Genomic DNA, 25,860 nt, shown 5'->3' on the forward strand with positions numbered 1-25,860 from the left:
ATTTGCCTTACTTGGGGTTGTGTGTTGGCTGCCTCAGCATTGTGTGTACTTCAATGCCTGTCTGAAAGGCTGTTCAGACAGGCATTTCGGCTGTATCTGATGGCAGCATTGGTTAGGTTTTGATTAATCTTCTTTTATTTGCACAGCCATTAATGTGTGCAGCCTGCGGTTGTCGGCGCGGGCTACGGTAAATTGCAGCTTGCCCAGCGTGACTTTTTCGCCGCGCACCGGCAAACGCCCCAACTCTTGGATAACCAAGCCGCCGATGGTGTCGGCTTCTTCGTCGTCATAGTCAGTGCCGAAATAGTCGTTGATGTCTTCCACTTCGGTAAAGGCGTTGATGCGCCAGCGGCCTTCGGATACGGGGAAGATGTTGTCGGCGCTGTCGTCTTCGTCGAATTCGTCTTCGATATCGCCGAGGATTTCTTCAATTAGGTCTTCAAATGTAACCAAGCCGGATACGCCGCCGTATTCGTCGATGACCACGGCCATGTGGTTGCGCTGTTCGCGGAAGGCTTTGAGCAGCATGTTCAGCGGCATGCCTTCGGGCACGAACACGGCAGGGCGCAGAATGCTTTCTAAATTGAAATATTCGTTGCTGAACGCATATTTCAGCAGGTCTTTGGCATGCAGAATACCTAAAACATTGTCTTTGTCTTCGCTGATAACAGGAAAGCGGGAATGGGCGGTTTCGATAATGTAGGCTACGATGCGCTCCAGGCTGTCGCCCGATTTGATGACATTCATCTGGGCGCGCGTAATCATGGCGTCGCGCACTTCCAGCTCATTGAAATCCAATATTTTTTCGAGCCGTTGTAAGGTTTCGGCGTCGTATACTTTGCGCTCATGCGCCTGACGCAGGATATCGACAACTTCTTCAGCGGATTCTGGCGCATCGTTGGTGATGCGGTTGATGAGGCGTTCAAAAAAATTGGGCTTCGACGGGTCGTCCATGTCAAATTTCGTCCTGTTGGTAAGGGTTTGGGTATGCTAACTGATTTAACAGTTTGATTTCAAGTGATTCCATAATTTCGGCTTCTTCTTCGGAAATATGGTCATAGCCCATCAAATGCAATGTGCCGTGTAGGGTAAGATGGGCGAAATGTGCTTCCAGCGTTTTGCCTTGTTCTGCGGCTTCTTTGGCAACGACTTGCGGGCAGATAACCAGGTCGCCGCTGAGAGTGTCGGGGTTTGGTGCGAACATGGCTTCTCCCTCGTCGAGTGCAAAACTGAGTACGTTGGTGGCGTAGTCTTTACCGCGGTAGTCGCGGTTGTAGGCGCGGGCATCTTCTTCATTGAGCAGAATCAGGCTGATTTCGGCGCGGCGGTATTCGTTTTTAAGGGCATGCCATATCCATTGCCGGAATTTATGTTCGGCAGGCAGCGGGGAAAAACCGGATTGGTCTTCAAAGTAGAAAGATAGGCGGGTGTGTTGCAGTTTTAAAAAAGGGTAGCGTTTGGCTTGTTTCATTATTAAATATAGATTGAAATGTTTTCAGACAGGCATTATAGCAATATCTCGGGTAGGGTAATGAGTCAATATGTGGTGCTCCGGGTTAATAAATGACATGCCTGTCTGAAAGATGTTCAGACAGGCATTGTGAAGCTTCTGAAGGGGGCTATAAGCTTTCGGCTATGGCCTTTAATTTGGTATGGCAGTATGGTGGGGCCTTAACCGTAACGGCGTTGGAACTCAGCCATAAAGTCAACCAAGGCCGCCACGCCTTCTAGCGGCATGGCATTGTAAATACTGGCGCGCATGCCGCCCACGCTCTTGTAGCCGCTCAAAAATTCCAAGCCTTGAAAAGAGGCCTCGAGGGCAAAGCGCTTATCCAAATCGGCATTGCCTGTTGAAAAGACCACATTCATTTTTGAGCGCGCATCCGGGTGGATATTATTGGTGTAGAAGCCGTCGCTGTTATCAATGGCGGAATATAGGGTTTCTGCTTTTAAATCGTTTAAAGCTTCCATGTTTTTGAGGCCGCCTTGTGTTTGCAACCAGCGGAATGTTAATCCGGCGATGTAAATCGGGTAAGTGGTGGGCGTGTTGTACATGCCTTGTTTGTTGATATGCGTTTTGTAGTTCCACACGTTCGGCACCCGGTTGGAGCAGCGCTCCAGCAAATCTTCGCGGATAATCGCCACCGTTACGCCCGCTGGGCCGATATTTTTCTGCGCGCCTGCATAAATTACACCGAAATCGGCCACATTGATTTTGCGCGAAAGAATTTCGCTCGACATATCGCAAACCAAAGGCGGCATGCCTGAGGCCAGCTTGGGCATGGTACGGTATTGCAGGCCGTTGGCGGTTTCGTTGCTCACAAAATGTACAAAAGCCGAGCCTTCATCAATATCCCATTCTTCCACTTTCGGCAAAGCCGTGTAGCCGGATGGTTTGCCGTCTGCCGCCAGATGAATATCTACATCTGAGAGTTTGCCCATCTGGGAATGCGCTGTGGCCGACCAATTGCCCGTTACCACGGAATCCACACGTTTAAACCCATTGGCAAAGTTCATGACCACCATATTGAATTGCGCATTAGCACCGCCTTGCAGAAACAGCACTTTATAGTTATCAGGAATCGCAAGCAGTTCGCGCAGATCCTGTTCGGCATGATGCAGGATGCTCATAAACATATCGGAGCGGTGGCTCATCGTCATGACCGACATGCCGGTGCCGTTGTAATCCAGCATCTCGTGTTGGGCGGTGCGTAGAACGGCTTCAGGCAGAGTGCCGGGACCGGAGGAGAAATTGTAGACGGTGCGGTTGGCCATAGTGAAAACCTTATCTTGTTGGTATTTATAATGAAATTTGAAAATCAAGCTGTCAATTCTAGTCTCGGCGCACTCTTTTTGCAAGGATAATAATGCCTGTCTGAAACCTAGATAAAGCGATTAAAACAAACACTTTTCTTTTATGAATAAAAGGTTTATAATCCACAAAATTTTTCAGTTATATGAAGAATGGCCACAGGGCCATTTTTTGTTTTTTACGGAGCGGAATTTGGATATTCAAAGCATTCTTGAGAAAACCCTGCCCGGCTTAGGCTATGAAGTGGTGGACTTCGAGCTGACTGCCCAAGGCACTTTGCGTGTATTTATTGATAAAGAAGGCGGCATCACGGTAGAAGATTGCGCAACCGTGAGCAATCATCTGAGCCGCGTGTTTATGGTGGAAGACATCGACTATAAAAATCTGGAAATTTCCAGCCCGGGTCTTGACCGCCCTCTGAAAAAAGCTGCCGATTTCGAGCGCTTTGCCGGAGAGCAGGCAAAAATCAAAACCCGCCTGCCGGTTGACGGCCAGAAAAACTTTATCGGACGCATTGAGGGCTGCAAGGATGATATCGTGCGCATTTCTTTCGACGGTAAAACCGTTGAGTTGGCTCTATCCAATATCGACAAAGCCCGCCTGAAACCCGAATTCAAATTTTAAAATCAAATAAATCAGGAGTTTGACCATGAGTCGCGAAATGTTGCAATTGGCCGAAGCACTGGCCAGCGAGAAAAACGTAGATCCGGATGTGGTGTTTGATGCGCTGGAGTTTGCATTAGGTACCGCCGCCAAGAAAAAATCTGAGCGCGAACATATGGATGTGCGTGTGGAAATCAACCGAGATACCGGCGAATATTCTACTTACCGCCGCTGGTTAATCGTGGCGGACGAAGATTACACCTATCCGGATACCGAAAAGACTATTGAAGAAATCCAAGAAGAAATTCCGGGCACAACCATTCAGATCGGCGAATATTACGAAGAAAAACTGCCGAATGAAGCTTTTGGCCGCCAAGCCGCTCAAACAGCCAAACAAATTATTCTGCAACGTATCCGTGACGCCGAGCGCGAGAAAATTCTGAATGAATTTTTGGAGCGCAAAGAAGACATTGTTATGGGTACAGTGAAACGTATCGAGCGCCACGGACTTATCGTAGAAATCGGCAAACTTGATGCTCTGATTCCGCGTGACCAAATGATTCCGCGCGAAAACTACCGTAATGGGGACCGCATCCGCGCGCTGTTTCTGCGTGTAGACGAACAAGGTTCGCGCAAACAGGTGGTTCTAAGCCGTACTTCGCGTGAATTCTTGGTTAAACTGTTTGAACAGGAAGTGCCGGAAATTGCCGACGGCCTTTTGGAAATCAAAGAGGCTGCCCGCGACCCGGGCCAACGCGCGAAAATCGCAGTGAAATCAAACGACCAACGTGTCGATCCGCAAGGCACCTGTATCGGTGTGCGCGGTTCGCGTATTAACGCAGTAAGCAATGAGCTTAATGGCGAGCGCATTGATGTGGTATTGTGGTCGCCCGAAACTGCGCAGTTTGTGATCAATGCGCTTTCTCCCGCTGAAGTAACCCGCATTCTGATTGATGAAGACAAACACGCGGTTGATGTGGTGGTGGCTGAAGACCAGCTGGCGCTTGCTATCGGACGCGGCGGACAAAACGTGCGCCTTGCAGCCGACTTAACTAACTGGCAGCTGAACATTATGACTGTTCAAGAAGCGGAAGAGCGCCATGCCGCGGAAGATGCAGCTATCCGTAACTTATTTGTTCAGCATCTGAATGTGGACGAAGATACCGCTGATGCATTGGTTCAAGAAGGCTTCTCAACCTTGGAAGAAGTGGCTTATGTGCCTGCGGAAGAATTGGTGGAAATCGGTTTTGATGAAGCCACAGTTGATACTTTGCGCAACCGTGCCCGCGATGCCATTCTCACGTTGGCCATCGCTTCGGAAGAAAAACTGGAAGAAATCGCAGAAGATCTGAAAACGCTGGAAGGTGTGGATCAAGACATGCTCCGTGATTTGGCACAAGCCGGCATTATCGACCGTGACGGCCTGGCAGAATTGGCGATTGACGAATTAATCGAAATTACCGGCGTCAGCAAAGAAGAAGCTGAAAAAGTGATTATGGCTGCCCGCGCCCACTGGTTCGAAGAAGATAATAAATGAGAGGTAAGGTATGAGTAACAGTACCGTAGAACAATTTGCAGCAGATCTGAAGAAACCGGTTGAAGAACTGTTGAAACAACTGAAAAGTGCCGGTGTTGCCAAATCATCAGGCAGCGACGAAATTACTGCCGATGATAAAGCTTTATTGCTTGCCTATCTGAAACAAAGCCATGATACGCAAAGTAGTACAATCAGCATCGCCCGTAAAAAAACCGAGCGAAGCACGGTAGACGGCGTACAAGTGGAAACACGCCGCCGCAGCCGTAAAGTTGTGGTGCCTTCTCCTGAAGAATTGGTGGTTCAGGCTAAAGTGAAAGCGGAGCAGCAAAAAGCTGCAGAAGAAGCGGCTGCTGCCGAGCAGCGGGCCAAGGCAGAAGCCGAGGCTAAAGCGAAAGAGGAAGCTGAAGCTCAAAGGATCGAAGAAGAAGCAAAACAAAAAGCAGAAGAACAGGCTAAAGTTGAAGCGGAAAAAGAGCAGGTGCAAGCTGCTCCTGCCGAAGAGCCGGCACCAAAATCTGAGAAACCTGCCAAAAAGGGTAAAGATAAGAAAAGCGCACCTTTGCCTAAACCTGTGGAAGTTGTGAGTGCGGCCGAGCAGGCCACGCGTGATGAAGAAGCCCGCCGTGCTGCCGCATTACGAGCGCATCAAGAAGCTTTGCTGCGTGAAAAACAAGAGCGCCAGGAGCGTCAGCAGCGTCGTGAAGAAGCCAAAAAGCAAGCCCAAGAAGAAGCGCGTGCCGCACAAAAAGCGCGTGCCGACGAACAACGCTCTGCCAAGCCGACCGATAAAAAGCCGTTGGCTGTTTCCGGTAGCGCTTCAAGCAAAGCGAAAACCCATGCTGACGAAGATACCAGCCCTAGCAGCGGTAGCCGCAAGAAAGAAGACCGCCGTAACCGCGATGACGCCGATATGCAGTCACGCGGTGCAAAAGGTAAAGGCAAAGGCCGGGATCGCAATGCTGCCGTACATGGTAATGAAGAGCGGGTGCGCGGCGGTAAAAAAGGTAAGAAACTCAAACTTGAGCCGAACCAACATGCATTTACCGCACCTACCGAACCGGTAGTACATGAAGTTTTAGTGCCGGAAACCATTACTGTAGCCGAACTGGCGCACAAAATGGCCGTTAAAGGCGTGGAAGTGGTTAAAGCTTTGATGAAGATGGGCATGATGGTTACTATCAACCAATCGCTTGATCAAGAGACTGCGTTGATTGTGGTTGAGGAAATGGGTCATATCGGTAAACCTGCGGCGGCGGATGATCCGGAAGCATTCTTGGAAGAAGGCACGGAGCATATCGAGGCCGAAAAACTGCCACGTCCGCCGGTTGTTACGGTAATGGGTCACGTTGACCATGGTAAAACCTCGCTGCTTGACTATATCCGCCGTGCCAAAGTGGTGCAGGGCGAAGCAGGCGGTATTACCCAGCATATCGGCGCTTACCATGTAGAAACACCACGTGGTGTGATTACTTTCCTGGATACGCCGGGTCACGAAGCGTTTACCGCGATGCGCGCGCGCGGTGCTCAAGCTACCGATATTGTGATTTTGGTGGTAGCCGCTGATGACGGTGTGATGCCGCAAACCATTGAAGCAATTGCACATGCGAAAGCAGCCGGTGTGCCGATTGTGGTTGCTGTGAACAAAATCGATAAAGAAGCCGCCAACCCTGAACGTATCCGCCAAGAATTGACCAATTATGAGGTTATTCCGGATTCTTGGGGCGGTACAACCCAGTTCGTGGATGTTTCTGCGAAACAAGGTATCAACATTGATGCTTTGTTGGAGGCCGTATTGTTGGAAGCCGAGGTGTTGGAGCTGCAAGCGCCGGTAGATGCACCTGCTAAAGGCATTATTGTCGAAGCACGTTTGGACAAAGGCCGTGGTGCGGTAGCAACGTTGTTGGTACAAAGCGGTACTTTAAGAAAAGGCGACATGCTGCTTGCCGGTACGGCTTTTGGTAAAGTGCGTGCGATGATTGATGAGAACGGTAAGCCGGTTGATGAAGCTGGGCCTTCTATTCCGGTGGAAATTCTAGGCTTGTCGGATGTGCCGAATGCCGGTGAAGATGCGATGGTGCTGGCAGATGAGAAAAAAGCCCGTGAAATTGCATTGTTCCGCCAGGGTAAATACCGTGACGTACGTTTGGCTAAACAGCAGGCAGCCAAGTTGGAAAACATGTTCAGCAATATGGGCGACGGCCAAGCGCAAAGTTTGTCTGTGATTATCAAAGCCGACGTACAGGGTTCATATGAAGCGTTGGCCGGCAGCTTGCAGAAACTTTCTACCAATGAGGTTAAGGTGAGCGTGTTGCACAGCGGTGTGGGCGGTATTACCGAGAGCGATGTAAATCTGGCAATTGCTTCCGGCGCGTTTATTATCGGATTTAACGTGCGTGCAGATGCTTCAGCCAGAAAACTTGCTGAAACTGAGGATGTAGAAATCCGCTACTACAACATCATTTATGATGCAATTGATGATGTGAAAGCAGCTATGAGCGGCATGCTGGCTCCGGAAGAGAAAGAGCAGGTAACTGGTACGGTGGAAATCCGCCAAGTGATTTCGGTATCGAAAGTGGGCAATATTGCCGGCTGTATGGTAACCGACGGTGTGGTAAAACGCGATTCGCATATCCGTTTGATCCGCAATAATGTGGTTATTCACACTGGCGAGTTGGCTTCTCTGAAGCGCTTCAAAGATGATGTGAAAGAAGTGCGCATGGGCTTTGAGTGCGGCTTGATGCTGAAAAACTATAATGACATTATGGAAGGCGACCAGCTGGAAGTATTTGATATTGTAGAAGTAGCGCGTACATTGTAATGTTGTACGTTGGAATGCCTGTCTGAAATTTTTTCAGACAGGCATTTTTACGGCTATAGCAAGTAAACTTAACTTTTATATGTTGTTGTTGCGCCTCAGCTCAAAAAGAGAGATTTTGTAAGCCGTTAAAGCAGCAACAAAATCAGTCCCGTACTACCTACCTGTACTGTCTGCGGCTTACTGCCTTGTATCAAAAATGTGTTGATTGACTATAGACGGGCAAAAAACAGGCTAGTCGGTATTCAAACGTAATATCTTGTTAAAGAAACTTTTAAAAAAGTATTTTGTCGGATAATTATAAAAACATTACTGTATGTAAGTTTGTTCACACCCCATTCCTGAAAGGACAGTATAAAATGAACATGATGAAAACTTTAACCGTCTTAGCGGCAGCTTCAACAATGGCTTTAAGCGGCTGTGTGACTGACCCTGTAACCGGTCAGCAAAAAGTAAGCAAAACTGCGATGTATGGTTTGGGTGGTGCGGCTGCTTGCGGTGCAATCGGTGCAATCACTCATGGTGGAAAAGGTGCGCGTAATGCTGCTTTGGCATGTGGTGCGGTGGGTGCCGGTGTGGGCGGTTACATGGATTATCAAGAAGCCAAGCTGCGTGAGAGTTTGAAAAATACTGATGTGCAGGTTTCCCGCGAAGGTAACCAAATCAAGCTGACAATGCCGAGCGCGGTAACTTTTGATACAAACAGCGCAGCGTTGAGTGGTGCGGCAATGGATTCGCTGAACAAGGCTGCGGAAACATTGGTGCAATATCCTGAAACCACGATTACTGTGGCCGGACATACCGATAGCAGCGGTAATGATGCGATTAACCAACCCCTGTCTGAAAGGCGCGCCCGTTCAGTGGCGGATTATCTGGTTCAGCGCGGTGTAGCGGGCTCACGATTGAGCACGATTGGTTATGGTTCGCGCCAACCTGTTGCCGGCAATGATACAGCAGCGGGTAAAGCGCAAAACCGCCGAGTGGAAATTCTGATTAATCCGACTGCTAATGCGGGTAAATAGCTATCTGTTTGAATGAAACAAAATGCCTGTCTGAAATTTCAGACAGGCATTTTTGACGTTCAGAATTGATTAAGCTTTAGAAGTTGCTTTTTTTCTTAGGGTGCTCAGGCAGGCATAAAGAAAAAGCCCAGCCTGCAAATGCGCCGCATAAACCGGCTAACAAACCTTGCGTAAAGCTCAATTCATAAATCAGCCATCCGGTAAGCAGGGAAGTGAAAGCAGCGGTAATCATAGTGATGAACGTGCCGAAAACGCCGCGCTTCAAATCCATAATAAATAACACAGCCCATGTGAGCACTGATGGTAGGAAGCCGAAGCGCCAGCCCATTAAGGCTAAACTAATCAACATGTCAGGATTGCGGGCAGCCTGTACTCCGGGGTTGATTGAAAGCGCAACAATTATCGGAAGGATGCCGACCATGCCGCCGATTAAAGCAAGTGTACCGAGCAGCCACCAGTAGCGTCCGTCGGTTTTTCTGTATTCCCATCCCAGTATATTCATGATGATGTTTCCTGTTTGTGTTTGGTTATTAATGATATATAAGAGTAAATACTCTGAAACTCAGGTGGAATTATAACAACTTTTTAATTAACTTTACAATTAAATATAAAGTAATTTTTAGGTAAATATAATCTTGAGAACTTTTTGATACAGCTCAAACGGTATGATTTTTAATCGGTTTTCTTTTTTGATAGAAGGTTGTTTGGAGTTGATTTAAAGTAAAGAAAATTTAAGAAAATATATTTTAATGTATTTTATTGAAAAAATATGTATTACAATAGATGAGCTTGCTTATTTAATAATAGCGCTCTCATACAACGGCTTGCCCCGAATATTGGTAAGTTCCAATGGTGTCGGGGGGTGCTCGGGTCAAGTCCGAGTATGATGAGCCCACTATTTTTAAATTGATTAACTATAGTGTTTTGATAATGGCATCAAGCACGTTCTATCGGTGTTGCAGATACCAAAACGCCGTCTTCATCGCAATAAACATAATCGCCGGGGCGGAAAGTAACGTTGCCGAATGATACTGGTATATCCACTTCTCCTGCACAGTCTTTGGCGCTCTTGCGCGGGTTGGTGCCCAAGGCTTTGACACCGAAATCCATCAAGCCGATAGCGCTGCTGTCGCGTATTACGCCGTAAATCACAGCGCCTGCCCAGCCGTTTGCAGCGCCGGCTCCGGCAATCAGGTCACCCATCAAGGCGCTGGCAAGTGAGCCGCCGCCGTCGATGATCAGCACTTCTCCATCGGAATTGGTGTTCATCAGCTGCTTAATCAGGCCGTTGTCGCGGTCGCATTTTACGGTGCGTGCGCGGCCGCAGAAGTGGGTTCTTCTGCCGAAGCTGCGGAACTGGGTTTCGCATGATGGGGTGTCGGGTGCGATGTCGATTAAATCGGCGGTGCTGAATTCTTGATTCATGGTGTTTCTCCTTTGTTTTATGGTTTTTAAAATGTGCCTGTCTGAAAATATATGTGTTTCAGACAGGCACGGCCGGGTTATTGATTGTTTTCCAGCAGCCAGTAAACGTAGCGGCTGACGCCCTCGTTTACATCAAAGAAGGCTTCTTCGTAGCCCACTTCGCGCAGTCGGGAAATATCGGCTTCGGTAAAGCTTTGGTATTTGCCTTTGAGTGCGTCGGGGAAGGGGATGTAGCGTATCAATTCTTCTTTAACCAATTCCTGCAAGCTCATTGCCGGCTTGCCTTCGGCGGTGCGGCAGGCGTTGACGGTGGCGGCGGCCAAGTCGTTAAACGGTTGGCTGCGGCCGGTTCCGAGATTGAAGATGCCGACAATTTCAGGGTGGTCTAAGAAAAACAGGTTCACTTTAACCACATCTTCCACGCTGACGAAATCGCGGCTTTGCTCGCCGTCGCCATAACCGTCGTAGCCGCTGAAAAGGTTAACGTAACCTTGTTCGCGGTATTGGTTGAAATGGTGAAAGGCTACTGAGGCCATTCGGCCTTTGTGTTGCTCGCGGGGGCCGTAAACATTGAAATAGCGGAAGCCGGTTACTTGGGCTTTGAGGCCTTCCGCCATGCGGCGGCGTACAACTTGGTCAAACAGAAATTTGGAATAGCCATACACATTGAGCGGGCGCTCCAGTTCACGCTCTTCGCGGAAGATTTCGCCTTTGCCGTATACGGCGGCGCTGGATGCGTAGATAAAGGGAATGCGTTCGTCTTGACACCAATCCAGCAAATCCAGGCTGTATTGGTAGTTGTTTTCCATCATATAGTGGCCGTTGTGTTCCATGGTGTCGGAACAGGCGCCATCATGAAATACGGCTTCGATGTCGTCAAACGGCAAAATATGTTCGCGCACTTGGCGGATAAATTCGTGTTTGTCGAGATAATGGGCGATTTCACTGTCGGCCAAATTGGTAAATTTTTCGCCGCGCGTGAGGTTGTCAACGGCAACGATGTCGGTAATGCCGCGCTCGTTGAGCGCTTTTACGATATTGCTGCCGATAAAGCCGGCAGCGCCGGTTACGATGATGGTCATAGATGTTTCCTTAATGTTGCGGGCGGATGTTTGAAAATGTGTAGCGTTGCGTGGAATATGCAGTGTTTATTTGGATTGTGGAGATATTATAACAAAAGAATTTGGAATGAAACGGGCGGCGATGGAGTGGGTGTTGTGAAAGGTTGAAATGCCTGTCTGAACGTTTTTCAGACAGGCATTATGTTTTTGTTTAACGGAACAGGCGGTCGAACCAGCCGCGTTTTTTCTCAATTTCCTGATTGCCTGTATGGTAAGGGCCGGCGGAAAAAATGGTTTTGCCTTTGTGAAATTCGCGCAGCCACATGTCGCCGAAAGATTCTCCTGCGCCACGGGCGTAAAAGTGGATGTCGGGAAAGGCGGAGGCAATGTGAATCAGCAAGGTGATAAGCTGGTCGGATGTCATGCCGGTAAAACCGTAGGAAAAAGGTTCGTCAACGCTGGCGTCGAAATCGTGCGTAGTGTTTGGATCGAAGCCGTGTTGCGCCAACCATTCGGTTACTACAGGTTCGAGTTTTTGCGGGGTAAAATCACCGTCTTTGTATTGGCTGTCGTCCCAAGTGAACTCTAAACGGGTGCGGTAATATTTGGTCATAATTCCTCACTCTCTCTGTTGTTTCGGTCTGTTGTCAGACTCTATTGCCAAAACTAAATAAAAGATAGCAAGCTTTCAGTTTATTATTGCCTTATAGATTAAGGTAAAAGACGTCAAAGCCTTATTTGTATGGGCAGAGCCGATTGGCAAGCCGCATCTATATATTTGCTTGTCCGATTTATATAAGGTATTTAAAGCCCCTCTGCCAACTCCTCAAAAGAGCATACGGCCGTACCGACTTTACCGACAACAACACCCGCAGCAATGTTGGCCAGCTGCATGGCTTCAGGTAAATCCAAACCTGCGGCTAAGGCTAAGCCCATGCCGGCAATCACGGTGTCGCCCGCGCCGGAAACATCATACACTTCGCGCGCTTGGGTGGGTTGGTGGTGTGGGTCGCCGTCGCGGAAGAGCGTCATACCTTCTTCGCTGCGTGTGAGCAGAAGGGCGTTTAAGCCGAGGCGGCGGCGTAGCTGTTGGGCTTTTTCTGTGAGCGTGGCTTCATCTTTCCAGCTGCCGACCACTTCTTTTAATTCCGCGCGGTTGGGTGTGAGAAGGGTGGCGCCTGCGTATTTTTCATAATCATCGCCTTTGGGGTCGATTAACACGGGCTTGCCGGCTTCGCGTGCCCAGTCGATAAAGGTGGTGACATGGGTAAGGCCGCCTTTGCCGTAGTCAGACAAAATCACCAAATCATATTGCGGCAGCAGCGCTTTGTATTGCTCTTGTACTTGCACCAATATTTCGTGATTGGGGTTATCTTCGAAATCAAGGCGGATCAGTTGCTGGTTGCGTGCGATAACGCGCAGCTTCACTGTGGTGGAGATGGCGGCATCGCGTAGCAGATGTGCCGATACGCCCCATTTGTTCATCAGCATATCGAGGCTGTCGGCAGCTTCGTCATCGCCGGTAACGGAAAGTAAAGCAGCCTGCCCGCCGAGCGCGGCGATATTGCGCGCTACGTTTGCAGCGCCGCCCGCGCGTTGGTCGGTTTTGTCGATTTTGGCAACAGGCACCGGCGCTTCGGGGGAAATGCGGGATACATCGCCGAACCAGTAGCGGTCGAGCATCACGTCGCCCACCACTAAAACGCGGGCATTGGCTAAGCGGCTTCTCAGGGTTTCTGCGTAGAGAATCATGGTGTTCTTTCTTGCATCTCGTATGTTTTCAGACAGGCATTGGGGCTTTATGAAGCAGTAAGGGTGTTTATTTCGCGCAATACTGCCACGGGATCGGCCGCTTGGGTAATCGGCCTGCCCATCACGAGGTAGCTGGAGCCTGCAGCGAGGGCTTGCGCCGGTGTCATGATGCGGCGTTGGTCGTCGTTATTGCCGGTGATGTCGAGGCGGATGCCGGGAGTAACCAATATGAAACTGTTGCCTAAAGCGGCGCGTAGCGGAGCGGCTTCCAAGGCGGAGCAGACTACGCCGTCTAAGCCCGAACTTTGGGCGAGCTTGGCCCAGCGCACAACCAATTCTTCCACTGGTAGCGTAAGCCCGATTTCTGCCAAATCGCTTTGCTCCATACTGGTCAGCACGGTGACGCCGATCAATAAAGGTTTGTGGCTGTGGTTAGCCACGGCTTCGGCGGCAGCTTCCATCATGCGGCGACCACCCGAAGCATGCATATCCACCATCCACACTCCCATATCGGCGGCAACTTTGCATGCTTGCGCAACGGTGTTGGGGATGTCGTGGTATTTTAAGTCGAGAAAAAGCTTGAAGCCTTGGTTAATCAGTTTTTCGGCGAGATTTCGGCCGGTGGCGGTGAATAATTCTTTGCCGATTTTCAATTGGCAGAGTGCGGGATCCAGCTTGCGCACGAAATGAAGTGTGTCGGCTTCGTTAGCAAAATCCAGCGCCACGATCACGGGTGAATAGGGAGCGGGCGGGGTGAAATCGGTGATTAAAGGGTTCATGGTGCATCCTTAAATTATGGCTTTCAGACAGGCATTACGGCGAGATGCTGAATTTGGTTGCGTGATGGGCAATGTATTCGGCTGCTGCTGCCATGTCTGCTTCGGCGCAGTCGTAATAATCGGCATCCAGCTCTTCAAATTCGGGAAATTGTGTCCTCAAGCTGTCCAACTCGGCACCTTCCGAGCTTAAATGCTCAATTTTTTCGCCGTATTTCTGATAAAGGGCTTTGGCTTGATCGAGGATTTTGGGTGTGGGTTTGATTTTCCAGCGGCGCAGACTGTCGGCGAGCGGGTTGAGCAACACATATTCGCCGTAGCCCGAAGCGATAAGCTGCACAAAACCGCCTTCCTGCACTTGGCTGTCGAGATAAACATAAGCCATCAAAGTGTGTTGCTCATCGGTAAGCCGGTCGGCTGCCGCGTCGCCGTGGGTTTCTAAATAGGCGAAATAATAGTCGGCCAACGTGTAAATAAATTGTTCGGGTGAATCGTAGGATTGCGGGTTTAAATCAAGCATGATAATCGGCGCTGTGGGTTGTTGGTGTTCAGACAGGCATCGTAAAGACAATGCCTGTCTGAACAGTATCAAACTTCAATTTTGTTCGGTGTGAACGTTTCCCATTTGTTGCAGGCGGGGCAATGCCAGAAAAAGGCTTGCGATTTGAAATGGCAGTGGCGGCAGCGGTACATCCAGTTTTTCTGTAGTTGACGGCCGATAACGCTTCGTACCATATCGGCATCGCTTTTCCAAGTGGGATTCATATCGCGGATTTGCAGGCCGAGCAGGCGGTACACGCCGTTTAAATCGGGCTTGCGGCGCACGATTTCTACTGCGGTTTCGTTGGCGGCTTTCTCGCCTTTAAGCAGCAGGGATTTTTCGTAAATCACGTTGATTAAATCGACTTGCGGAAATGCTTCGGCATAGCTCACCAATACATGCAAGCCTTCTTCGGATTTGCCAAGGGCATCGTAGGCATCGTAAATCCGCTCGCCCACCATGCTCAGGTAAGCATGGTTTTGCTTTTCGATGGCAGCATAGGCATCCAGCGCAGCGCGGTAGTTGCCGCGTTTGAGCTCGATGTCGCCCAAAATCATATTGGCGCGGGTGCATTTTGAATTGGCTGCCAGAGCAGCTTGGGCATGCTGGTGTGCGCTGTCGAAGTCGGATTTGAACAAAGCGGCCTGCGCCATTTCACAATAAAACTGGGCAATCTCGAACTGGTAGGTCAATTCGTCGTGACTGAGCAGCTTAGCCATGGCAATGGCTTTTTCCCAATCGCGGTCTTGCTGGTAGATATTAAGCAGTTTTTCATGCGCTTCTTTGGCCATATTGCTTTGTTGCAATTCCAAAAAAATCTGCTCGGCTCGGTCAACCAAACCGGCATTTTGGTAGTCTTGCCCCAGTTCAAACAGCACGCGCTCGCGTTTTTCGCCCACGGTGTCTGGCGAATCAAGCAAAGCTTTGTGCATGGCAATGGCCTTGTCGTTTTCGCCGCGCAGGCGGTAAAGCTTGCCTAAGGTAAGGCTTAAATCATAAGAATCTGCGGGCCGTAAATCCACCACTTCGGCGAGGTTGCGGGCAGCTTGTCCGGTATTGCGGTCAACCAGAGCGTCCAAGCTTTTGTAAAATCCGGCGGGCACGCTTTTGGCATGGCGCAGCACGGTTTTCATATCTACACGTGCGGCAAACCAACCCATGGCGAAAAATACCGGCAAAAGAATAATCGGCACCAGCCAGATCCAAGTTTCGGTTTCCATCATTTGGTTTCCGCTTCTTTCTTGTTGGCGGCGGCGGCCGGAGCCGGGTTATGGGGCAGGGGAGCGGGCGCATATAAATCTTGCGCATTCATACGGGCGGTTTTTTCTACTTCGCGGCGCAGGCGGTTGTTTTCGCTGCGCAGGGTCAACAGGCGACCGAACATGGCCAGTACGCCGAACACGGCACCGATCACGAAAAAGCCGAACAATAAGGCAATCAGCGGCAGATCAATCTGTTGCGCAGGCAGATAGAAAAACGGTACTTTTTGCAGATTGTTAATAGCCAGAATTAAAAATACGATAAGAATCAGAATTTTAAAAATTAAGGAAATAAATTTCATTATTCGCTCCGGGTCGAGTTGACGCATTCTGCCGCTAGTTTAAACGATTTAAGGCTTTGAGACGAATTTTAATGGCGGATGGGCTATAAAAAATCATGTGTAATCACTTTGCCGGGAGCATACACAACTGCATACTTATGTCGTACAATAACCGCCATAAAACTAACCCGATAACCTGATTAAGGAACCAATCATGAGCGAAACCCGCGAACCTGTTGTTATCACTCCGCATGATTTGCCGCTGCATTGCTCCGGCCCGAAAAATGAAACCTGGAACGGCCACCCGCGTGTGTTTTTGCCCATTGAATCAAACAGTACGGTGGAATGCCCCTATTGCGGCACGGTTTATCGGCTGGACGGTGAAATCAAAGGCCATCATTAAGTGATTGAAGCAATGCCTGTCTGAAAGCCGCACATCGTTGCTTCAGACAGGCATTGGCTATTAGATGACGAATATGTCTAAGAAAATCCTCATTATTTCTCCGAGCTGGATTGGCGATTGTGTTATGACGCAGCCGCTGTTCCGCCGCTTGCTCAAGCTTTACCCGGGCTCTGTGATAGACGTGTTTGCGCCGAAATGGTCGATGGCTGTGTTTGAGCGCATGCCGGAAGTGAGCCGCATTATTGAAAACCCGTTCGGCCACGGTGAGTTGGAGTTGAAAAAACGCTGGAAAGTCGGACGGGAGCTGGGTAAACAAGGGTATGACCAAGTGATTGTGTTGCCAGGTTCGCTGAAGTCTGCGCTGATTGCCGCTGCTACCGGCATCCGTCAGCGCACCGGTTATGTGGGCGAGTCGCGCTATTTGTTACTCAACGATATCCGAAAGCTCAATAAAGACTACCTGCCTTTAATGGTCGACCGCTATACTTCTTTGGCTTATCCCAGACAAGAGGCGTTTAACGGGTATTCCGATAATCCGCAATTTCAGATAGACCCGGAAAACCAGCAGGCTGCATTGGCAGAGCATGGCTTGAACACCGATCAGCCTGTGCTTGCATTCTGCCCGGGTGCGGAATACGGCCCGGCCAAACGTTGGCCGCCCAAGCATTTTGCCGAACTGGCGCGCCGTTATGCGGAGGAAGGTTGGCAAATTTGGATTTTCGGTTCGCAAAAAGATTTTGATATTGCAGAAGAAATCAATGCTTTGTGCGGCGGTATCTGCATTAATTTATGCGGCAAAACCAGTTTGTCGGAAGCGATAGATTTGCTTGCTTGCGCCGATACGGTGATTTGTAATGACAGTGGGCTGATGCACCTTGCGGCCGCTTTGGGGTGCAAATTGTTGGCTATATACGGCTCTTCAAGCCCCGACCATACGCCGCCGTTGAGCGATAAAGCCCAAGTGGTGAGTTTGAATTTGACATGCTCGCCTTGTTTTAAACGTGAATGCCCGCTGGGGCATACGGATTGTTTGAATAATTTGACGCCGGAAATTGTGTGGAATCGGGCGCATAGGGATGCACAGTAAGCTTATTGAGAAATGCCTGTCTGAAAGTGTTCAGACAGGCATTTGTTATGGTTTTCCGCAGGCAACGGCTATTTACCTGATGCGGCAGAAGCAGCCGCGGTTTGGCTTGGCGCCTGGGCTTCGGTGAAGTTGGTGCTGGTGCCGCCTTGCGTAAGTTTGGCGGAAGAACCTTCGGTTTCCCAGGTAATGCTGCCGTTGCTATAAACAGCGCCTTGCGGCAGGGCATCGGTTTGCTTCAACACGGCTTCGGGCTGGCTGCCTATGGTGAGGCGCACAACGGGCATATCGCCGGAATTATCATATACGGCGGTGGCGCTGCCTTTGTCGGAGCGGTAGTTTACGGTGCGGTTGCCGCCGGCGGGAATCAGGTTGTCGTAGTCTTGCGGTGCTTCGCCTGAAGCATAATCATCAGGCAGCATATCGGGAGGGGGAGCTTCGGAGGCGTCTGCGTAGGCACTGCTGGCGCTTTCGATGTGTGCCAGCTCTTCCGAAGAAGAAAGCTCGTTATCGGGCTGGCCGGAGCCGCATGCCGATAAGGCAAGTGCGAGTAGTAGAGGCGTTACAAAATTTTTGTATTTCATTACGGTCAATCTCCTTTGGGCGTTTGACTGCCGTTATGGCGTTAGGTTCAATCGGGTCTGGCCCGGATAAACGGTAAAATTTGTCGATATAAATTGATTGTGGCTTATGGGTTTGAATTTAATCGGGATTCGGTGCAATGTAAAAATGCCTGTCTGAAAAGCGTTTCAGACAGGCATCTGCTTTAAAGATGGTCTTTTTGTGCCAGTATTTTGCGTGCACCGCTTGAATCGGCTTCGGAAAGCACGCCCGCTTCTTCCAGCGCCTGAACCAAATTGGCGGCGCGGTTATAGCCGATCCGCAGATGACGTTGTAGCGAGGAGATCGAGGTTTTACGGGATTCCAATACAAAGGCCACGGCTTGGTCGAACAATTCATCGCTGTTGGCATTGGGATTAACCACGTTGGTGGTTTCCAGCGCTGCTTCGCCGGTAAGCAGGCCTTCGATATAGTTGGCCGGTGCTTGGCGTTTGATATGCGATACCACTTCATGCACTTCGTGGTCGGACACAAACGCGCCCTGCAAGCGGGTAGGCTCGGCATTGCCGGGCTGGAGAAACAGCAAATCGCCGTATTTGAGCAAGTCTTCCGCACCCATTTGGTCGAGAATAGTGCGGCTGTCGATTTTGCTTTGCACGGTAAAGGCCATGCGGGTTGGAATGTTGGCTTTAATCAGGCCGGTAATCACATCCACACTCGGGCGTTGGGTGGCCACAATCATGTGGATGCCTGCGGCGCGCGCTTTTTGCGCCAGGCGGGCGATTTGCTGCTCAACGGCTTTGCGTTCGGTCATCATCAAGTCGGCCAGCTCGTCAATCACCACTACAATCAGCGGCAGTTTTTCCAGCGGCTCGGGGTCGTCCGGGTTCAAGCTGAACGGGTTGGGGATCGGTTTGCCTGCCGCTTTGGCTTCTTCGATTTTTTTATTAAAGCCTTCCAGATTGCGCACACCGGCATGGGAAAGCAGGCGGTAGCGTTTTTCCATTTCGGTAACGCACCAGTTCAGCGCTTGGCCGGCTTCGCGCATATCGGTTACTACGGGGCAGAGCAGGTGCGGGATGCCTTCGTACACGCTCAATTCCAGCATTTTCGGGTCGATCATAATAAAGCGCACTTCATCGGGCGTGGCTTTGAACAGCATCGACATAATCATGGCGTTCACGCCTACGGACTTACCCGAACCGGTCATGCCGCCAACCAGCAGATGCGGCATTTTTGCCAAGTCGCCCACAACCGGCACACCGGCAATGTCTTTACCCAAAGCAACGGTGAGCTTGGATTTGGCATCGTTAAATACGGAAGAAGAAAAGATTTCTTGCAGCAACACTTCCTGGCGGCGCTCGTTGGGAATCTCGATACCCATCGTATTTTTGCCCGGAATAGTTTCCACCACGCGCACCGACTGCATAGAAAGCGAACGCGCCAAGTCTTTGGAAAGGTTCACAATTTGGCTGCCTTTTACGCCCTGGGCCGGCTCGATTTCAAAACGGGTAATCACGGGGCCGGCGGTGGCGCTGACCACTTGCACTTCAATGCCGAATTCCAGCAGCTTGGCTTCGATGCGTTCCGCAGTTTGTTGCAAGGTTTCGGGATTAGGCGGCAGCACATCGTTTTTGGGCGTGCTGAGCAAGTGAAGGTTGGGTTTGGCATATTCGCCGGGCGGCAGCGGCTCGGCTGCTTTGCCTTTGTCATCGAACAGCGCGGTTTGTACGGGAACAGGCGGTGCTATGGAAACAGGCACCGCTTTGCGGTTGCTGCTGCTGTTTTCCAGCATGGGCACAGGCTCGGCTGTGATTTGTTTGGCTTCGCGCACCATACGGCGTGTGGTTTTGGAATCAGGCATTTCAGCGATGTAGCCGTTTTTCCTGCGTTGGAATTTCGTCCATGCCCATTCCATTTTTTGGCCGGTTTTTTCCATCATATCGAGCCAGGAAACCTGAATCAGCAGAGACAAAGCCAAAAGCAGAATCACCAGCATAATCAATAAACTGCCGGTATTGCCGAGCAGCCAGCTCATGCCGGAAGCGATAAACGAGCCGAACAACCCGCCCGCACCAACGGGTAATTCTCCTGCTAATTCATCTTTAAAAATAAACACTTCTAAAACAGGGCTGCATAGTAGCAGCACGGTTAGAGCGGCCAGCGCGATGCCTGTGTTATACGGTTTTTGCTCGGGTTTTTGCAGCGGGCGGAAGTTTTTTACGAGAAAAACCAACCCGGCAATCAGAAACCACCAGAAGGAAAGGCCGAACAGGTAATAGCTGACGTCGGAAAAATAAGCGCCGAATAGGCCGCCCATATTGCGTACATTATCGGCAGCAGGCACACTGCGCGACCAGGCGGGGTCGGTCATGGAAAAGCTCAACAGCGACACGGCAATATAAATGACCGCCACCAAACCGAGCAGCCAGAGTGTATCGCCGACCAAGTTGGCAATGTGTTCGTTGCGTTTGTTTTTTTCTTGGTTGTTTACAACGCCTTTCGGCCGTTTGGGCGGCTTGATGTCGATTTTGGTTTTCGGCAAGGGTTTTTCGGCTTGCGGCTTGGGCGTGGCAAGCGATTTGCGTGTTGTTCTGCCGTGAGGGGATTTGGATTTTTGAGGTGATGTGTTTGCCATAAAAGTTAAGCTAATGCCTGTCTGAATGTTGTGAAGCGGAACATTCCGTTTGTTTGAATAGTGTTATTCAGAGATGAATAGTGTGAATTATACAGTATCCGCCGGAAAGTAAGAAAGCCGATGCCTGTCTGAAAATATGGGTTTCAGACAGGCATGGATGATGTTGGTTGTATGGTAATCAAGCATAGTATCCGGCACCCAAAATGCAGGGCTTGCGGGCGCCTGTGGCGTGATGCGGATTGCTGGGGGTGCGGTTAATCCAGCAGGCGGCGAGCCAGCCGAATGCGGCGGCTTCCAGCCATTGCGGGTCAAGGTTTAATTCGGCGGTGCTGTGTAGTGTTATGTTGTAAGGCTGCAAACAGGTTTGCAGCGTGTTAACCAGCAAAGTGTTACGTATGCCTCCTCCGCCAACGTACACTTGGCGCGCATCAGGGGCGGATTGCGCGATGGCTGAGGCGGTACTCTGCGCAGTATATTCGACTAAGGTGCGCAAAACATCGTGTGGGTTTTCATGGCCGCTTAAGAAGGTGCGCAGCCAATTTAGCGAAAACAGTTCGCGCCCGGTACTTTTAGGCGGTGGAAGCTGAAAGTAGGGATGGGCAAGCAATTTGGCCAGTAAGTCTGGCAGAATGGTGCCTTGCGCCGCTTTTTCGCCATTGGCATCATAAGCCTGTTGCCAAATGGTATCGACCCAAGCGTCCATCAGCATATTGCCGGGGCCTGTGTCAAAACCAAATGCATGCGAATCGGCAGGCAATACGCTGATGTTGGCAATGCCGCCCAAGTTCAACACCACGCGGGTTTCCTGATTGGATTTGAACACGGCCTCGTGGAAAGAAGGCACTAATGGTGCGCCTTGGCCGCCTGCCGCCAAATCGCGGCTGCGGAAGTCGCCAATGGTAAAAATACCGGTTTGTTCTGCAAGCTGGGAAAGGTTGGCCAGTTGGATACTGTATGCTGATTCCGGGGCATGCCGTACAGTTTGACCGTGGCAGCCGATGGCGGTAATTTCATGTGCCTGAACGCCGGTTTCTTTAAGAAGGGTATGAACTGTTTCCGCGTAGAGTGAGCTGAGTTCTTGGGCAAGTGTCATGCTTTTGTGCAGCTCGTTTTCGCTGATGTTTTGCAAGTCCAATAAGGATTTTTTTAATTGGTTGTCATACGGTACAAACGCATGCGCCTGAGCAGCCTGCCATTGTGTGCCGTTCATGCGGATCAGCACGGCGTCTGCACCATCCATACTGGTGCCGGACATAATGCCGATATAAAGTTGATGGGAATTGTTCATACTACCTCGGTTTATATTGGGCAATGCCTGTCTGAAACTTGGTTTCAGACAGGCATTAGGCGATGAGTTCAAAGCGGTAATATAGTCAATCAACTTAATGCTTGCTACGTTGTTGCTAGTGCCTTAGCTTAAAGAGAACGATTTTGTAAGCGCTAAAGCAGCAACAAAACCAGTCCCGTACGACCTGTATTGTCTTCAGCTTGCTGCCTTGCATTAATGTGTTGATCGGCTATAGGTTTATATAATTGAAAAACTTAATATTCTATGGTGTTGTTTGTTTTTGTGTGCGTCTGAACGGCCTTTTACCTGCTATTTTGTATCAATTTATTGACCATTTCATTATATGAAAATTTTAAGCAAAAAGGCGTACCCAGTAGGGTACGCTTTTTATGCAGATTGATAAATTATTTTTTTGCGCTGGCTTGTGCCGGAGAAGCCGGTGATGCGGCAGCTGCGGGCGCTTCTCCTGAAGCAGCAGCATCAGAAGCTGCCGAAGCAGGTACCGCGGGCGCTTCAAATTTGCCGCCGGATTCGTTTGTCATGTAGGCAATGGCGCGTTTTAATTCATCATCAGTCAAATCGCTTGCGCCGCCTTTGGCGGGCATATTGTTAAAGCCGTTTAATGCATGAGTAAATAAGGTATCAAAACCTTTTGCAATGCGCGGGGCCCAGTCTGCATTATTGGTAATACGTGGTGCGCCGGCTACGGTGCTGTCAGTCGCGTGGCATTGGACACATACTTTTTGGAAAATCCGATCACCTTGGCGCATACCCACGGGCACACCATCGCCCATGGTAACGTTGCCTGTAGGCATGATGCGTGTCGCAACAGCATCTGCCGTCATTTCATCAACATTGCTAAAATAGCCGCTGGTTGCCAAGCGCACTAAAAAAAACAAGGTCGCAAGAAGAATAACAATGCCGCTGATCAGGGTAAAAGCGGTTGATCCGCGGACACTTTGTTTGGTTGTATGGTTCATGTGTTTTGGCCTCGCCGATAGATATCGTTTTGGACGAAATTTTATTAATTTGTTAAATTGTATTAACAATAATTTGCTGGATTATACTGAATTCGGGCGTGTTTTCCAATCATTTAAGTTTGGCTTATCTCAAAAAAGATTTAAAAATTATTTTAACACGGTAAATTATAGTTGGGAGGTGAGGTTTTTGGGTTGGTTGCAGGCTGTGTAAAAAATGCAAAACAACATCAGAAAATTTTGCCAAAGTGCCGCTTTTCGGGTATCTTATCGGCTCGCTTGTACCCGTAGCTCAGTTGGAAGAGCGTCAGTTTCCGAAGCTGAAGGTCGCTGGTTCGATCCCAGTCGGGTGCGCCAAAGTTCCCAATATTATCAAAGCAGCCGAAACATTCTCGTTATAATGAAATGCGGCTGTTTTTTGATTTGTTCAATTAATGTGTTGTGATGGCTTTTTGTTTACCGCTCATCTCCAACAAATTGTCTTCTTCAGGTGTTGTTAAATTATTTTGAAACAGCCTGTAATTTCGCTTGATTTCACCGATAATTTGCGCTACCTTACGCAAACTTTATTCTTTTTTAAATTTTTAATAAACCTCAAGCAGCTATTTCAATTGATTGAAGCGCTCTGGTTGTCGCCGGATGATTCCGTATCGCGTACCCTAAATCGTTGTTCGGAAAACAAGCATTACAGATGCTGTGGCGAAGCTGATGTTTCCTATTGATTTACCTGCAGAATATAAAAGAGGCAATCATGCAATTATCAGGTGCACAAATACTCGTGCAGAGTCTAAAAGCTGAAGGCGTGGAATACGTTTTCGGTTATCCCGGCGGCGCAGTTCTTGAAATTTATGATGCGCTTTTTCAATTGAACAAATTCAAGCATATCCTGGTTCGTCACGAGCAAGCGGCGGTACATGCGGCTGATGCTTATGCACGTACAAGCGGCAAAGTAGGCGTGGCACTGGTTACTTCGGGTCCGGGTGCGACCAATGCGGTAACGGGTATCGCTACAGCTTATTCTGATTCGATTCCGATTGTGGTGATTACGGGTCAGGTTGGCACGCCAGCCATCGGCAGTGATGCGTTTCAGGAAGTAGATACCGTAGGCATTACCCGACCGTGCGTGAAGCATAATTTCCTCGTCACCGATATCAATGATTTGACAAGCACGATTAAAAAAGCGTTTCAGATTGCTGCCAGCGGCCGACCCGGCCCTGTGGTGGTGGATATTCCGAAAGATGTTACCCAAGCGATGGCAAAATTCAGCTATCCGCAAGAAGACATTTTTATCCGTTCCTACCAGCCGGTTAAACAAGGCCATGCAGGGCAGATTAAAAAAGCGGTACAAATGTTTGCTTCGGCTAAACGGCCCATCGTTTATTTCGGCGGAGGCATTGTGTTAGGCAATGCTCATCAGGAACTGATTGATTTCGTGAAGCTTACCGGCGCACCGTGTACCGGCACATTGATGGGTTTGGGCGCTTATCCTTCGAGTGATCGTCAATATCTCGGTATGTTGGGTATGCACGGTACTTATGAAGCGAATCTGGCTATGCAAAATGCCGATGTGGTCTTCGCTGTAGGCGCACGTTTTGATGACCGCGTGGTTTCCGTACCTTCAAAATTCTTTGAAAAAGCCAAAAAAATTATTCATATCGACATTGATCCCTCAAGCATTGCCAAGCGGGTGAAAGTGGATGTGCCGATTGTGGGGGATGTGAAAAACGTTCTTTCTGAAATGATTGGCTTGTGGAAAAAGCAAGAGTTGAGTATCAACGCTACTGCTCTTGAAAAATGGTGGCAAACTGTTGAGAGTTGGCGCAGCCGCAATTGCTTGTGGTTTGAAGATGACGGAGAACTTATCAAGCCGCAATATGTAGTGCAGAAGCTTGCTGAAGTGACCAATAATTCTGCCATCATCACATCGGACGTAGGCCAACATCAAATGTTTGCTGCTCAATATTATCCGTTTGAACGGCCGCGCCAATGGTTGAATTCAGGCGGTTTGGGCACGATGGGCGTAGGTATTCCTTATGCTATGGGTGCTAAATTGGCGGCGCCGGATCAAGATGTGTTCTGTATTACGGGCGAAGGTTCGGTTCAGATGAATATTCAGGAACTTTCTACCTGTTTACAATATAAATTGCCGATTAATATTGTGACATTGAACAATGGCTATTTAGGTATGGTAAGGCAGTGGCAAGAGCTGTATTACAGCAACCGAGAATCGGAAACCTATTTTGATTCTTTGCCGGATTTTGTCAAACTTGCTGAAGCTTACGGCCATATCGGTATCCGCGTACACAAGAAATCCGACGTGGAAGGTGCGTTTCTTGAGGCATTGAAACAAAAAGACCGTTTGGTGTTTTTGGATTTCATCACGGATAAGAAACAAAACGTATTTCCGATGGTGGGTAACGGTAAAGGCCTAGATGAAATGGTATTGCCGCTGCATATGCGCCAAACCCCGCAAGATTCTGACGTGAATGAAGTTACAGACCGCGATTACGATACAAGGAGCGTGCCATAATGCGACATATATTATCTATCCTGATGGAGAATGAATCAGGCGCGATGAGCCGCGTGGTGGGCTTGTTTTCGGCTCGTGATTACAACATTGATTCGCTGTCGGTAGCTGCTACGGAAGACAAAACGCTCTCTCGTATGACCATTGTAACCCATGGTGACGAAACGGTTATTGAGCAAATTACCAAGCAATTGAATAAGCTTGTTGAAGTGATCAAAGTGGTGGATTTGAATGAAAGCCGTTTTGTTGAGCGTGAGTTGATGCTGGTAAAACTGCGTGCGGTCGGCAAAGACCGTGATGAGTTTTTGCGGCTTACCGAGATTTACCGCGGCAGCGTGGTGGATGTAACAGATAAAACCTATACTGTTGAAATTACAGGATCTTCTGATAAGCTGGATTCATTTTTGGAAACAGTTGGAAAAGCCCAGATTCTTGAAACTGTGCGCACCGGAGCGGCTGGTATCGGTCGTGGTGAGCGGATTCTGAAAATCTAGATAG

At 49.4% G+C, this 25,860-nt stretch carries 23 protein-coding genes, 1 tRNA gene and 1 pseudogene; 9 read left to right on the forward strand and 16 right to left on the reverse strand.

What is annotated here, in order from left to right; all coding sequences use genetic code 11:
* Nucleotides 1-123: 123 nt before the first annotated feature.
* The 3 genes from AKG09_RS01300 to serC all read right to left on the reverse strand — a co-directional run bounded on the left by AKG09_RS01300 (nt 124) and on the right by serC (nt 2,775).
* The gene (locus AKG09_RS01300; RefSeq protein ID WP_054617698.1) at nt 124-954 is read right to left on the reverse strand and encodes an HlyC/CorC family transporter; all 831 of its coding nucleotides are present in this window, start codon (nt 952-954) and stop codon (nt 124-126) included.
* Nucleotide 955: 1 nt separating this feature from the next.
* Nucleotides 956-1,471, reverse strand: coding sequence for an rRNA maturation RNase YbeY (gene ybeY / locus AKG09_RS01305; protein WP_054617699.1), 516 nt, complete (start codon nt 1,469-1,471; stop codon nt 956-958).
* Nucleotides 1,472-1,671: 200 nt separating this feature from the next.
* On the reverse strand, nt 1,672-2,775 hold the full coding sequence (gene serC / locus AKG09_RS01310; protein WP_054617879.1) for a 3-phosphoserine/phosphohydroxythreonine transaminase: 1,104 nt from the start codon (nt 2,773-2,775) through the stop codon (nt 1,672-1,674).
* A 229-nt stretch (nt 2,776-3,004) separates the two neighbouring features.
* On the opposite strand from serC, the gene rimP reads away from it, so the two are divergent.
* From rimP to AKG09_RS01330, 4 genes are all read left to right on the forward strand, one after another.
* Entirely contained in the window at nt 3,005-3,436 is a 432-nt protein-coding gene (gene rimP, locus AKG09_RS01315; RefSeq protein WP_054617880.1) for a ribosome maturation factor RimP, read from the forward strand.
* A gap of 25 nt (nt 3,437-3,461) precedes the next feature.
* Entirely contained in the window at nt 3,462-4,952 is a 1,491-nt protein-coding gene (gene nusA / locus AKG09_RS01320; RefSeq protein WP_054617700.1) for a transcription termination factor NusA, read from the forward strand.
* Nucleotides 4,953-4,962: 10 nt separating this feature from the next.
* Nucleotides 4,963-7,770 carry a translation initiation factor IF-2 gene (infB, locus tag AKG09_RS01325; protein ID WP_054617701.1) on the forward strand — a complete coding sequence of 936 codons (2,808 nt, stop codon included), beginning with the start codon at nt 4,963-4,965 and terminating at the stop codon, nt 7,768-7,770.
* A 356-nt stretch (nt 7,771-8,126) separates the two neighbouring features.
* The gene (locus AKG09_RS01330; RefSeq protein WP_054617702.1) at nt 8,127-8,789 is read left to right on the forward strand and encodes an OmpA family protein; all 663 of its coding nucleotides are present in this window, start codon (nt 8,127-8,129) and stop codon (nt 8,787-8,789) included.
* Nucleotides 8,790-8,865: 76 nt separating this feature from the next.
* Here the strand turns inward: AKG09_RS01330 and AKG09_RS01335 are convergent, their stop codons facing one another.
* From AKG09_RS01335 to AKG09_RS01375, 9 genes are all read right to left on the reverse strand, one after another.
* Entirely contained in the window at nt 8,866-9,291 is a 426-nt protein-coding gene (locus AKG09_RS01335; protein ID WP_054617703.1) for a hypothetical protein, read from the reverse strand.
* A 434-nt stretch (nt 9,292-9,725) separates the two neighbouring features.
* A complete protein-coding gene (gene rraA / locus AKG09_RS01340) occupies nt 9,726-10,214 on the reverse strand; it encodes a ribonuclease E activity regulator RraA (RefSeq protein WP_054617704.1) in 489 nt (162 codons plus the stop codon).
* A gap of 77 nt (nt 10,215-10,291) precedes the next feature.
* Nucleotides 10,292-11,296: an ADP-glyceromanno-heptose 6-epimerase gene (gene rfaD, locus AKG09_RS01345; RefSeq protein ID WP_054617705.1), complete on the reverse strand. Its 1,005-nt coding sequence runs from the start codon at nt 11,294-11,296 to the stop codon at nt 10,292-10,294.
* A 190-nt stretch (nt 11,297-11,486) separates the two neighbouring features.
* A complete protein-coding gene (locus AKG09_RS01350) occupies nt 11,487-11,888 on the reverse strand; it encodes a hypothetical protein (protein WP_054617706.1) in 402 nt (133 codons plus the stop codon).
* 191 nt (nt 11,889-12,079) lie between these two features.
* Nucleotides 12,080-13,027 carry a D-glycero-beta-D-manno-heptose-7-phosphate kinase gene (gene rfaE1, locus AKG09_RS01355; protein WP_054617707.1) on the reverse strand — a complete coding sequence of 316 codons (948 nt, stop codon included), beginning with the start codon at nt 13,025-13,027 and terminating at the stop codon, nt 12,080-12,082.
* 47 nt (nt 13,028-13,074) lie between these two features.
* Nucleotides 13,075-13,806 (reverse strand): orotidine-5'-phosphate decarboxylase, encoded by a 732-nt coding sequence (gene pyrF, locus AKG09_RS01360; RefSeq protein WP_054617708.1) that lies wholly within the window; start codon nt 13,804-13,806, stop codon nt 13,075-13,077.
* Between the two features lie 34 nt (nt 13,807-13,840).
* Nucleotides 13,841-14,323, reverse strand: coding sequence for a DMP19 family protein (locus AKG09_RS01365; protein ID WP_156320775.1), 483 nt, complete (start codon nt 14,321-14,323; stop codon nt 13,841-13,843).
* A gap of 68 nt (nt 14,324-14,391) precedes the next feature.
* Nucleotides 14,392-15,564, reverse strand: coding sequence for a lipopolysaccharide assembly protein LapB (lapB, locus tag AKG09_RS01370; protein WP_054617882.1), 1,173 nt, complete (start codon nt 15,562-15,564; stop codon nt 14,392-14,394).
* Nucleotides 15,564-15,905 carry a lipopolysaccharide assembly LapA domain-containing protein gene (locus AKG09_RS01375; RefSeq protein WP_054617709.1) on the reverse strand — a complete coding sequence of 114 codons (342 nt, stop codon included), beginning with the start codon at nt 15,903-15,905 and terminating at the stop codon, nt 15,564-15,566. The genes lapB and AKG09_RS01375 overlap by 1 nt, the downstream gene beginning before the upstream one ends.
* A gap of 193 nt (nt 15,906-16,098) precedes the next feature.
* Between AKG09_RS01375 and AKG09_RS01380 the strand changes: the two genes are divergently transcribed.
* Nucleotides 16,099-16,287, forward strand: coding sequence for a zinc-finger domain-containing protein (locus AKG09_RS01380; RefSeq protein WP_054617710.1), 189 nt, complete (start codon nt 16,099-16,101; stop codon nt 16,285-16,287).
* Between the two features lie 73 nt (nt 16,288-16,360).
* On the forward strand, nt 16,361-17,374 hold the full coding sequence (gene waaF, locus AKG09_RS01385; protein WP_054617883.1) for a lipopolysaccharide heptosyltransferase II: 1,014 nt from the start codon (nt 16,361-16,363) through the stop codon (nt 17,372-17,374).
* A 68-nt stretch (nt 17,375-17,442) separates the two neighbouring features.
* On the opposite strand, the gene AKG09_RS01390 is transcribed toward waaF, so the two are convergent.
* The 4 genes and pseudogenes from AKG09_RS01390 to AKG09_RS01405 all read right to left on the reverse strand — a co-directional run.
* Nucleotides 17,443-17,955: a hypothetical protein gene (locus AKG09_RS01390; RefSeq protein ID WP_054617711.1), complete on the reverse strand. Its 513-nt coding sequence runs from the start codon at nt 17,953-17,955 to the stop codon at nt 17,443-17,445.
* A 182-nt stretch (nt 17,956-18,137) separates the two neighbouring features.
* Nucleotides 18,138-20,570, reverse strand: coding sequence for a DNA translocase FtsK (locus AKG09_RS01395; protein WP_054617712.1), 2,433 nt, complete (start codon nt 20,568-20,570; stop codon nt 18,138-18,140).
* A 178-nt stretch (nt 20,571-20,748) separates the two neighbouring features.
* Nucleotides 20,749-21,858: an anhydro-N-acetylmuramic acid kinase gene (locus AKG09_RS01400; protein ID WP_054617713.1), complete on the reverse strand. Its 1,110-nt coding sequence runs from the start codon at nt 21,856-21,858 to the stop codon at nt 20,749-20,751.
* Nucleotides 21,859-22,268: 410 nt separating this feature from the next.
* Nucleotides 22,269-22,838 (reverse strand): annotated as a pseudogene (locus tag AKG09_RS01405) (cytochrome c5 family protein); the annotation flags it as partial.
* A 278-nt stretch (nt 22,839-23,116) separates the two neighbouring features.
* On the opposite strand from AKG09_RS01405, the gene AKG09_RS01410 reads away from it, so the two are divergent.
* The 3 genes from AKG09_RS01410 to ilvN all read left to right on the forward strand — a co-directional run bounded on the left by AKG09_RS01410 (nt 23,117) and on the right by ilvN (nt 25,856).
* Nucleotides 23,117-23,192, forward strand: a tRNA-Arg gene (locus AKG09_RS01410).
* Nucleotides 23,193-23,586: 394 nt separating this feature from the next.
* A complete protein-coding gene (ilvB, locus tag AKG09_RS01415; protein WP_054617715.1) occupies nt 23,587-25,365 on the forward strand; it encodes a biosynthetic-type acetolactate synthase large subunit in 1,779 nt (592 codons plus the stop codon).
* Nucleotides 25,365-25,856: an acetolactate synthase small subunit gene (gene ilvN, locus AKG09_RS01420; RefSeq protein WP_054617716.1), complete on the forward strand. Its 492-nt coding sequence runs from the start codon at nt 25,365-25,367 to the stop codon at nt 25,854-25,856. Before ilvB ends, ilvN begins: the two co-directional genes overlap by 1 nt.
* Nucleotides 25,857-25,860: the final 4 nt, after the last annotated feature.

Origin of the sequence: Neisseria sp. 83E34 (assembly GCF_001308015.1) — a bacterium.
Lineage (GTDB): Bacteria > Pseudomonadota > Gammaproteobacteria > Burkholderiales > Neisseriaceae > Neisseria.